The following is an 11779-nucleotide window of genomic DNA, read 5'->3' as shown; positions in this document are numbered from 1 at the left end:
AGTATTATAGTTGCAAGATGGAGGTATGACTTATGAGAGAGGCCTTATAAGAGCAAAAATAGGTATAGTTAGGATCTAAAGACGCAAGCTACAAGTGGTTTGGGACAAGACGAATAATTTTATCGTCAGAGATATTAGCATCTCCTCGACCATCCCTATTACTAGTACTAAGATAGATTGAACCATCTGGGCCTTGAATAACTTCACGTAAACGCCCGTATTCATTTGGAAACCATGATTCAATGTTCTCTACCAGAGTTCCTGATTCATTTAAAGAAATAACAAGTAGCCTCTTTCCGTATAAAGTGGCAACAAGCAGCTTGCCTTGCAATGGCCCTTGATTCACAAAAGTAATACCAGAAGGCGCCCATGTCTCATCACCGCTGTTTATAAGGGGTCGTTGTAACATCATACCTGGCAAATCTTCATCTCCTTGAACAAGTGGCCAACCATAGTTTGCCCCAGGATAGATGATATTAATTTCGTCATGGGCAGATTGACCATGTTCCGATGCATATAAAATATTTTGCAAGCTCCATGCTAGCCCTTGTGGATTTCGATGGCCAAAGCTATATATAGGAGAATTAGGGATTGGATTATCAGTAGGAATATTACCATCTAATGTTAGACGGAGGATTTTTCCAGCTGTGCTTGTGAGGTCTTGTGCTAAAAGGGGGTTGGTTGCATCTCCTGTTGAGATATATAACATTTGGTCAGGTCCTATCTTTAGTCTTCCACCATTATGAAACCGCCCACCTGGAATTTTATCTATCAGAATGCGGTCAATAGATGCACGATTATTGTTTTCTATTAATCTAATAACACGGTTATAGATTTGCCCATCTTCAGTGTAGGTATGCATAATATAAATATAGTGATTTTGTGAAAAGTTAGGATCCAGAACAAGTCCCATTAAGCCTCCCTCATCTTGACTAATAAAAGGAGATGTAAATGTAATAAGTGGATCTGGAAGAAGTATGCCATCTTGAATAACTCTAATGGAACCAGAGCGTTCCGTAAAATATAATTTGCCGTCACTACTGATATCTATAGCCCAAGGAACATATAAATTTTCCGCAATAACTTCAACATTGTAAGGAAGTTGTCTTGAACGGACCAATCTTGAGGCGATGTGGAGAGGATTAGACCTTAAAACAAGTATAGCACATAAAAAGTTTAATATTAATTTCTCCATTTTAATATCCTTATGATTAATGTGTCATTATTATATTATTGGGTTATCAAAAAAATGGTGCATTTAGATCAGTGAGAAAAATAAAAAGTACACTCAATAGCTATAAAAATAATAAATATAAAATATAAATTTTATAAATGTAAAAATGTGAAAAAATATGATTTTTCTGTATAATTAGATGTGATATAATAAGATAGCCGAATAAATATGGCAATAAAAGGGATTTGATGGTGAAAATATGTTTAACTCGGTTTATTTTCTGATTATTATGATCTTTTCCTGTTTAATATGTTTGTTTTTTGTCATTTTTAATTTGTATTATAATGAGAGGTATTTAAGTTGTATATGTGCCAGTAATATTTGTGTTGTATTAAGTATTTTGCTACTTGTTCTTTACAAGGCAGCAAATGAACATTGGATTTTAAAAGGAATAACTTCAGTTGTTTTTTGTTGTGGCATACTTTTAAGTACTAGCGCAATATTAGTGCTTATGAAGGTTAAATTAAAACCTTCTTACTTTTTGGTGATTTTAGGTTTTTTAATAGTAGACTTTTTTTGTTATCCATTTTGTATAGGAATTAGTGTGTTTTTACATAAAATTATTCTAGTACTAGTATCACTAATCGTTGCTATTATGTTTTTTCACTCTAGAAGTAAGAGTGTATTAGCAAAGCTATTACTATGTAATAATATTATTTTAGCCATAATACAGTGGATATTTGCAGGAATATTTTATTCTAAAGGACCAACCTATTTCTTTTGGGATAATGTGGCCTATATTATACATAATTTTATTACTTCTACAATATTTGTATGTATTACTATTCAAGAATCTAAAGCATATTATGCACAGAGAGTAGATGAACTAAAGGGGGAAATTGTCCTAGGACAAAAGCAATTACAAGAGAGCTACGAAAAGAATGAACTGCGAAGTAGTATTTTTGCTGATTTATCTCATGAATTAAAGACGCCTATTAATGTGATTTATAGCAATATTCAATTGTTTGAAAAGTGTATGTCGGAAGATTCTACTGGAATAGCAGAATCCGATAAGTATCTAAAAAGCATGCAAAAGAATTGCTATCGTCTTATTAAATTAGTTAATAATATCATTGATATGAACAAGATTGAATCAGGCTATATGAAGTTAGAAGTGAAAAATTATAATATTATTCCTTTTATAGAAGACATGGTTATGTCAATTAACGCTTTTGCCATGCAAAAGCAAATTAACGTTATATTTGATACAGAAATAGAAGAGCTTATTATAGCTTGTGATATGGATAAGGTTGAAAAGATTGTTTTTAATCTACTTTCTAATGCTATTAAATATACTCCTGAGGGGGGAGAGGTTTTAGTTTATATAAGTTATGATACGAATGATATATGTATTATGGTGCAAGATACAGGAGAGGGAATTCCAGAAGAACTACATGAAGCTATCTTTGGCCGTTTTATACAAAATAAAGGTGAACTTCATCAGAAATATAACAGTAGTGGTATTGGTCTGGCACTTGTTAAATCTCTTGCAGAGTTACAACAAGGTAGAATCTGGATTGACAAGGAATATAAAAAAGGGTGTAAAATGATTTTTTCCTTACCACGTATTGTATTAGATCATATGGAGCCTATATTATATAACAATATGGGTTACAGTGAGTATAATATAGAATTTATATAAAGAAAGAACTATCACCTTGTGGTGATAGTTCTTTCTTTATATAGGATTAACGAATAAAGTTGATAAATATTGTTATAATAGCTGAGTTAACAAAGTCAATAAACAAACAACCTACAATTGGAACAACAAAGTAAGGTGTAGGAACAAAACCATATCTATTTGTAAGCTCATCCATATTAGCAATAGCATTTGGAGTAGCTCCCATTCCAAAACCACAGATTGCAGAAGCAAATACAGCCGCCTCGTAATTTTTCCCCATGACTTTATAGGTTATAATATAAGCAAATAAGCCTACTAAAATAACTTGGGCGATAAGCATAATGAAAAGTGGCAGTGCTAAATCGAATAGTTGCCAAAGTTTAAGTCCCATTAATGCCATTGTTAAGAAAAAGGATAAGCTTAATCCTCCTAGTGTCTCAATTTCCTTTTCCACAATAGGCTCTTTTCTAAAATCACATATATTTCTTATAAGGGCAGCAACTAACATAGCTCCAATATAAGAAGGAAAAGTTAAGCCAGATGCTTGGATTAACTTAGAAACGAGAGAACCGACTCCCATTGCAATAAACAAGAAGCATGCACCTGTCATTAATCTTTTGAAAGATAAGATATTATGATTTTCTTCATTGTAATCGCCTACTTCCTCTGGTGGGGTAAGATCATTCTCATCATGGACTGTGTGCAGTTTATAACGAAGAATTAAGTTTCTAGCAACTAAACCACCAATGATACTACCCATAATGAGACCAAAGGTTGCGGAAGCGACAGAAACTGTAGTGGCACCAGTAATCCCCATATCTTCAAGGATGGGACCAAAGGAGCCAGCAGTACCGTGTCCACCTACCATAGGAATAGAAGCAGTGCAAAGTCCCATTAAAGGGGATAAGCTAAATAATGAAGCTAATGTTACACCAACTGTATTTTGTAAGATAACAAGTAACACTGCGAGCGAGAGAAAAGTAACTACTTTAATGCCACCTTGTTTTAGTATTTTGATACTGGCAGTAAACCCGATGCTAGTAAAAAAGGCTGTCATAAATATGTTTTGAAGTGTTGTATCTAAATTAATAGATGCAATATTAGTTTCATTTAGTAGAAGTATTAATAGAGCGAAGATAAAGCCACCTACAACTGATGGCGGAATGCAATACTTAGAGAGTATAGAAAATTTAGTTCTCATATACTTACCCATGTAAAACACAAGAGAAACTAAGGCCATAGTCTCATAGATATCTAAATTAAATGTCATACATTATCTAGTCCTTTCTAGTACTTATTTGCACATAGTATATATCATATAGCATAAGAAAATTAAAGTATAGCCTAATTAACCTAATTATGTAAAGGCGAAAGCAGCTAACAAAGTCAGACATTTGCATAAATTAGGAGGAATGAAGTGATTAGAAATGATAGTTTAATAAGCTTAGTATGGTTATATTAGCAAGTATTCATTCAAAAAGCATAATAGAAATTTTTAAAGTGGAGGTTGAAAATTTGCTAGGAAACTTAAGTGAGAAGATAACTTTTAATATCAAATGCATGGCTAGAATATGCTATAATGATATCAACTAATCTTAGAACATTAAAGGTGAAACACGCACTATTATGTTCTAAGATTTTTTTGCTTTTATAAAATAGTTCGTTTAGTTGTTAATAAAAATAGAGGTAAGAGGGTTAAGAGATGAATAAATATATAGAGATTAAAAATGCACATATCCATAATCTTAAAGGAATCGATGTGAAAATCCCTAGAAATAAGCTGACTGTTATTACAGGTGTTTCAGGAAGTGGAAAGTCAAGTCTAGCTTTTGATACGCTCTATGAAGAAGGAAAACACAGATACTTAATGTTTTCGAATTCTGGCTTTATGGTGGAGGGAGAATCAGCATTTGATCAAATCACGGGACTTTCACCAACTGTTGCAGTGGAACAGCGCATTATTAGGCAGTCAAATCCTAGAAGTACAGTAGGAACTAAAACCAAAATAAGTAATATGTTAGCGATACTTTTTGCAACCTATGGGGAACGTGAAAATAAGTGTGAAGGTGGCAGACCTTTAACTATGGAGATGTTCCAGAAGAATTCAGCTAAAGGAATGTGCGTGAAATGTCTAGGGAAAGGCATTGTTAAGAAAATAGATGAGGAGAAGCTTTTTGGGGACGGTTCTCAAAAAATCGAGGATGTTTGTTTAGGAGTAGGAAAAAGAGGAAGCACTAAAAAGATGTTAGAGAGCTTTTATAAATACTATAAAGTTACAGGGGATACACCTCTTAATAACTTAACAAGCGACGAACTTTTTGTTTTGAAGTATGGGGATTATGGGAAATCCTCATTTATAGGTTTTATACCATGGATTACGGAGGTTACCAATGGAGCGTTTTCTGCTACTGGCAGATTAGAACAGATGCTAACTGAGGCAGGTTATATGGAAAAGGGAAAATGTCCTAAATGTCAAGGAATGGGTTTAGGGGAAGAAGCTATTCATACGTCTATTGGTGGGAAAACCATCTCTGAAATGGAGCAAATGTATATAAAGGATTTATATGAGTTTTTAAGTAAGCTAAGTACAAAGAATAGATTGATTCAAGAAATCCTTACTAAACTAGAATGCATGATTGATGTAGGGTTATACCACTTAGCTTTATCGCGTTCACTTCCCACTCTTTCAGGAGGTGAGATTCAAAGGTTATTTCTTGCCTCTTATATTATTGCAGATATGGATGCGATCATTTTCATTTTTGATGAACCTACTATTGGACTACATGAAATAGAAAAGGCAAAATTAATTGATATTATAAAAAAGCTTGTAGGTAAAGGAAATACAGTGGTTGCCGTTGAACATGATGAGGGCTTTATAAGGCAAGCAGATTATATTATTGACTTGGGACCGGATGCAGGAATTTTAGGAGGTGCTAAGATCTATGAGGGGGATTTTAACACCTTTTTATCCTGTGGTGATTCTAGAACAGCTCCTTATTTATCGGGAAAAAGGCCTTTTGTACACAAAGAAGATTACCGAGGATTTAATGAAACAAAGCTGCTTACATTAAAAAACGCTTCCTTACATAATTTAAAGAATATTACTGTAGATATTCCTCTAGGTGTAATGGTGGGAGTGGTAGGCGTTTCAGGCAGTGGAAAGTCTAGCTTGATTTCAGAAACCTTAGTGCCTAAGTTAAAAGCATTACTTAAATCAAAGTGTATTATGGAAGATGAAGTAGAGGAAGCAATAGAACTAGGAGAAGTAGAACTATTAGGTGTAAGTCAAATTAAGAAGTGCTACGTTATTGATCAAAAGCCTATAGGCAGAACTAGGACCTCTTGCCTTGCAACTTATACAGGGACTATGGACCGTATTCGTCAGTTGTTTGCTAAGGCAAGTGACCTTCCTCCAGGCTTTTTCTCTGTTAATGCTCAAGGTGGTTGTCCCATATGCAAGGGTGAAGGAGAAGTACACTATCATGTAGGCTATGGCAATTTTATTCATGTGAAGTGTGAAGCTTGTGAGGGTATAGGATTTATACCAGAGTCAGCAGAAGTGACACTTGAAGGAAAGAATATTAAGGATGTATTAGAGATGAGCGTAGATGAAGCAATAACATTTTTTAGTGATAAAGATGAGCCAATTACCCATATGTTAGAGACCTTAAAACGTGTAGGCATGGGATATATTAAGTTAGGTCAGAAAACACCGACTATATCTGGAGGTGAAAGTCAGCGCATCAAACTCGCTAAGGAACTCTCAAAGGGACAAGCAGCTAAAGATTCTTTATACATTTTAGATGAGCCTACAACAGGGTTATCCTTTTATGATAGTGAAAAGCTTATGGTGTTATTACAAGAGTTAGTGGATAAAGGGAATACGGTTATCATTATTGAACATGATTCGCATGTTTTATCCAGCTGTGATTACTTGATAGAAATGGGTGCTGGTGGTGGGAAAGATGGGGGAGAAGTGATTGCAACAGGTACACCTAGGGAGTTAAAGGAAAATCCTCATTCTATTATTGGGAGGTATTTATGTTAGAGGAAGTAAAAACTAAGGATCATGAACTTGGGCAAATAATAGACACTTATATTAAGCAAAAAAGATATGCGCAAATCAATAGTTTTTTGCTCTATCAAAATGAACAGCTAATGGTAGAACGCTATTATAATAAGTTTACTAAGGAAAGTCGTAATCCTATTAAATCCATATGGAAAAGCATTATTTCTATTGGCATTGGTATTTGTTTAGATAAAGGATTTATCGAAAGTTTAGATGAACCTATTTGTAGGTACCTAGAAGTCTTTAACCAAAACAATCATCCTTATCATAAGCTTATTACAATAAAACATTTGCTTACTATGACATCCGGAATTTATTGGAATGGGGGTAAACACTATCATTGTCCTATGTTAGAGCAGCTTAGAAGAACACAAGATTGGTTAGCACATTTAGCAGATATTCAAATGGAAGAGGTACCTGGAAGAAAGCATGTTTATAAAGAATGGGATGTGATTTTGCTAAGTGCCCTTATAAGTCAAGCTACAGGAATGAATACATTTGATTTTTGCAATAGCTACTTATTTACCCCACTTGATATTAAAAGCGAGAAATGGTGGACAAGCCCTTGTGGTATCACCTATAACATAGGGAATACACCCTTAGATGAAGCAACATCTCATTTATGCGCAAGAGATTTAGCTAAGATAGGAAATTTATTTTTGAATAGCGGCAAATACAATGGAAAGCAAATCATTTCGGTAAGTTATATAAAAGAAGCAACTACGCCAACAGAGCAAAATAGTAACTATGGTTTTTTATGGTGGCTAGGAGATGGCTGGTACGGTTGTCGTGGTTTTGGAGGACAGGAGATTAGAGTGATGCCTGAGCAAAATAGAGTTGGTATTATTCAGGCAACCCCAACATCATTAGGCAAATCTTATGAGGATATATTTGCATTATGCAATCAAGCTACAAGGATTTTAGAATAAATGATACTAAAGTAGAATGAAGGCTTAGGGTCCCTAAAGTAAGACTAAAATAAAGTCTTAACTTTAGGGGCTTCATAATGATATAAATGCTGTAGTTTTTAATAAATTCTATATATTGAAAAAATATTTTATTTGTAGTAAAATAGCTAATGCTCATATTTTAATGATAAGCAGAGGGGGAGAATAGTTGGGAGGAAAACATCAATCAAATAAAGAAATGTCTGTGTGGCAAAGTATGGGGTATACTATAAAAACCATTTGGCATGCAGATAAAGGATGCATTATATATACTTTCTATAAGAACTGTACAGAAGAAGTATTTAATGCTTTTTTCTTTGTTTATATGACAAAGGCTATTTATGCATGTATCAACGATAGGGCACCTTATAGTGAACTCGTAAAGCTCATTGTATTTTTCTGCTCTCTACATATTATTATTCATTTAGCGTCTGCAGGTCATGCCTACTATATTAGACTAAAAACACCCAAGGTATATCGCTACATATTTGACAAGGTTATTACAAAGGCAACAGCTATTGAGCTTACTAGATATGAAGAACCTGATTTTTATAATAAGTTTTCAAGAGCTTTAGATGAATGTCTTAATAAAGCTATGGATGGCTTAGCTAATCTGGCGCAATCTTTAGGGCTTATTTTAGCTGTATTTTGTGCCATAGGTATTATTGCAACTGTGGATCCTTGGCTGATTCTTTTCATTTTTCCACCGGTTATTGGTTCGTTAATTTGTGGAGATAAAGAAAACAAAATGCACTTCGAACTTAGAAAAATGGAAACACCAGATAGACGAGTCACAGACTATGTCAAACGTGTTTTTTATGAAAAGAAGTACGCGGGAGAGATTCGTCTATATGGTATTAGGAATATCTTATTTAAAAAGCATATTGAGAGCTACAAGAATAGATATGCTATCAATGTGAAATATCGTAAGAAAATAGCGCTATATCAATTTTTAAATGCAGTTGTCTTTTTTGGACTTACGTATTTTAGCTCATATATGTATATTACTTTTGTTATTAAAGCTACAGGTACTAGTAGGATAGGAGCTTATGTGGCTATGTTATCAGCAATAGGTTTTGTATCCTGGCAGGTTAAAGAAGCAGTACAAAAGAGCATTGAGGCGGGTAAATACTGCCTTTATATGAATAACTTAAAGGATTTTCTGGAATATGAATCTGACAAGGCCTATAAAGGGGATAAAAAAATAGAGGGAGTTCTTGGAGATATTGAATTTAGCCATGTTAGTTTTACTTATGAGGGGGCTAAGTCACCTGTTATTAAAGACCTATCTCTCTTTATTAAGAGAGGCGAACGTATTGCATTAGTTGGGGAAAATGGAGCAGGTAAGACTACTTTGATTAAACTATTAATGGGCTTATATCCAATTACAGAGGGAGAGATTAAAGCTAATGGATGTAACATTAATGAGTTTGAACCAGAGGACTATCATGAGCACTTTGGAACAGTATTCCAAGACCTTCAGATATTTGCCTTGCCTTTAAGTGAGAATGTACTTATGCGTGCGCCAGAGACAGAGGAAGAAAGAGAGTTAGTAGTAGATGCACTTATAAAGGCACAGTTTGGAGATAAGTTAGCTACCTTAGAAAAAGGTATAGATACTATGGTGACAAAAGAATTTGATGATCAAGGTTTTGTGTGTTCAGGAGGACAGGCACAGAAAATAGCTATTGCGAGAGTATTTGCTAAGAATCCAGATATTGTTATCCTGGATGAACCTTCTAGCGCGCTAGATCCTATTGCAGAGTACAATATGTATAACAATATGCTACAAGTATCAGAAGGAAAAACCGTATTCTTCATCTCTCATAGACTATCTTCAGCACGAATTGCAGATAAAATTTACTTTTTAGAACATGGGCAGATTAAAGAAAGTGGTACACATGATGAACTTATGGCTTTAGATGGTAGTTATGCAGCTATGTTTAGACTTCAAGCTAAGAATTATCAGGAGAGTGGAAGAGGGGAGGTAGTCCTTCATGCCTAAAAATAAAGAGAAAGCAAGTAATCCTAACACAAGTAAGAAGCAAAAAGAAATAAAGCATGATGATAAGGATAAGAAGCAAGATAAATTAACCATGAGACGCCTTATTAGCAATGTATTTTATGTTGTAAAGTGTGCATTAAGAATAGATAAAGCATTAGTGTTTTTAGTAATAGGTGCTTTTGTCACTTGTGGTATTATTTATGCACTATTTGATACCTTGTTCCTTAAAATCTTTATAGATATGCTTTCGGATAAGGCTATAGATCTAAAGGCTACACTCGTTTTTATCATGGTAGGAATCTTAGTCATGGGAATAGGGCAAGCCATAGAAGTACTAGTTGAGAATTGGGCGAGAGCTAAATTTGTAAAAATGACAGGAAAGATTCAAGAAGATTTTATACGCAAGGTGGCAGATATTGACCTTATATGCTATGACCATAAAGATTATTTTGATGACTTTGTTATTGCAGCAGCTCAGTCTGAAGAAATGATTACTACTGGTGTTCTAAGTATGGCTTGGATTCTAGGGAATATAACGACTATTTTAACCTTAGGTGGACTTATTATGGCTATTAATCCTATCATTGCCATCTTTCCTATTCTAGGTTTTCTTATTAATATGGTGACGCGCTTTAGCATTACTAAAATCGAGTACAACTATGAAATGGAAAGAAAGAGAGTTATGAGAAAAGCTGACTATTCTAAGCGTATTTTTTATCAACCAGAATATGCTAAGGAGATTAAGCTTTCAAAGATAGAGATTCCTCTTCGTAAACAGTTTGAAGAAGCCATAGAAGATATTATGTCAGAAGCTAAAACAGCAGGGGTTAAGATTGCTATTCTTTCTTTAATAAACTGGATATTTGTGTTTACTTTTTTATCTCATTTCTGTGTACCTATGTATTTAGGGTACTTAGCGCTAGTTAAGCTTAGTATAGGTCTAGGTGATGTAGCGGCCATGAATAATGCACAAGGTACAGTAAGAAATCGTTTAGATTCACTTAATTATGCTATGGTGGAATTTCAAAAGGTAGGACAGTTTGCAGAACGCTTTAGGCGTTTTATAGAATATGATATTAATATTGAGGGATATAAAGGAAGTAAAGAGGTACCAGTAGAAAAGAGTGTACTTGAAATTAAAGATATGAGCTTTCGTTATGAGGGAGCTAGTGAAGATACCCTTAAGCATATTCAGATGACTGTTAGGCCGGGAGAAAAAATAGCCATAGTAGGAGAAAATGGTGCAGGGAAGACAACATTTGTAAAGCTTTTAATGCGTTTATATGATGTAACAGAAGGTTCTATTTGCTATGGAGGAGAGGACATCCGCAGCTTTTCAACTAAAGCTTATAGAGATATTTTTGGAGCAGTATTCCAAGATTATCAGCTTTATGGTGCCACTCTAGAAGAAAATGTTTGGATGGATGATACTGCTATAGATGAAGATCATATTAGGAAGGCTTTAAACCTTGCTGATTTTGGAGCTAAGCTAGAAAGATTGCCCAAAGGACTCAAGACAGAAATGACAAGAGAGTTCTCTGATGAAGGAACAATGCTATCAGGTGGCGAGGCGCAAAAAGTAGCTATAGCTAGAATGTTTGCTAAAACAGGAAAACTTGCCATAGCTATTTTAGATGAACCTTCTAGTGCCCTGGATCCTTTTGCAGAATATAAGCTCAATCGCAATATGATGAAAGCAGCAAAAGATGCTACTATTATCTTTATTTCTCACAGACTTTCAACTACCAGAGAAGCAGACCGCATATATATGTTTGAACATGGTGAGATTATAGAACAAGGTACTCATGATGAACTAATGGCATTAAAGGGAGAATATGCTAAGATGTTTGAAAAACAAGCGTATTATTATCAAGAAGAAATAACGGGTTAAGAAATCGCTTAC

General features: G+C 34.4%; 7 protein-coding genes. 5 read left to right on the top strand and 2 right to left on the bottom strand.

Annotation, left to right across the window (positions count from 1 at the left end; translation table 11 throughout):
* Positions 1 to 88 precede the first annotated feature (88 nt).
* Entirely contained in the window at positions 89 to 1120 is a 1032-nt protein-coding gene (locus CLOLE_RS20585) for a PQQ-dependent sugar dehydrogenase (RefSeq protein WP_330369292.1), read from the bottom strand.
* Positions 1121 to 1685: 565 nt separating this feature from the next.
* Between CLOLE_RS20585 and CLOLE_RS22235 the strand changes: the two genes are divergently transcribed.
* A complete protein-coding gene (locus CLOLE_RS22235; RefSeq protein ID WP_162145097.1) occupies positions 1686 to 2876 on the top strand; it encodes a sensor histidine kinase in 1191 nt (396 codons plus the stop codon).
* 46 nt (positions 2877 to 2922) lie between these two features.
* Here CLOLE_RS22235 and gltS read toward each other — a convergent pair whose 3' ends face one another.
* Entirely contained in the window at positions 2923 to 4125 is a 1203-nt protein-coding gene (gltS, locus tag CLOLE_RS20575) for a sodium/glutamate symporter (protein WP_013659054.1), read from the bottom strand.
* A gap of 432 nt (positions 4126 to 4557) precedes the next feature.
* Here gltS and CLOLE_RS20570 point away from each other — a divergent pair, with 432 nt between their 5' ends.
* The 4 genes from CLOLE_RS20570 to CLOLE_RS20555 all read left to right on the top strand — a co-directional run bounded on the left by CLOLE_RS20570 (position 4558) and on the right by CLOLE_RS20555 (position 11767).
* On the top strand, positions 4558 to 6903 hold the full coding sequence (locus CLOLE_RS20570; RefSeq protein ID WP_013659053.1) for an ATP-binding cassette domain-containing protein: 2346 nt from the start codon (positions 4558 to 4560) through the stop codon (positions 6901 to 6903).
* Positions 6897 to 7853, top strand: a complete 957-nt coding sequence (locus CLOLE_RS20565; RefSeq protein WP_013659052.1) for a serine hydrolase domain-containing protein — start codon at positions 6897 to 6899, stop codon at positions 7851 to 7853. Before CLOLE_RS20570 ends, CLOLE_RS20565 begins: the two co-directional genes overlap by 7 nt.
* Before the next feature lie 187 nt (positions 7854 to 8040).
* Positions 8041 to 9876, top strand: coding sequence for an ABC transporter ATP-binding protein (locus CLOLE_RS20560; RefSeq protein WP_013659051.1), 1836 nt, complete (start codon positions 8041 to 8043; stop codon positions 9874 to 9876).
* On the top strand, positions 9869 to 11767 hold the full coding sequence (locus CLOLE_RS20555; protein WP_013659050.1) for a peptidase domain-containing ABC transporter: 1899 nt from the start codon (positions 9869 to 9871) through the stop codon (positions 11765 to 11767). Before CLOLE_RS20560 ends, CLOLE_RS20555 begins: the two co-directional genes overlap by 8 nt.
* The last annotated feature ends 12 nt before the right edge of the window (positions 11768 to 11779 follow it).

Source organism: Cellulosilyticum lentocellum DSM 5427 (assembly GCF_000178835.2).
GTDB lineage: Bacteria > Bacillota > Clostridia > Lachnospirales > Cellulosilyticaceae > Cellulosilyticum > Cellulosilyticum lentocellum.
This window is presented reverse-complemented; position numbering and strand designations above follow the sequence as displayed.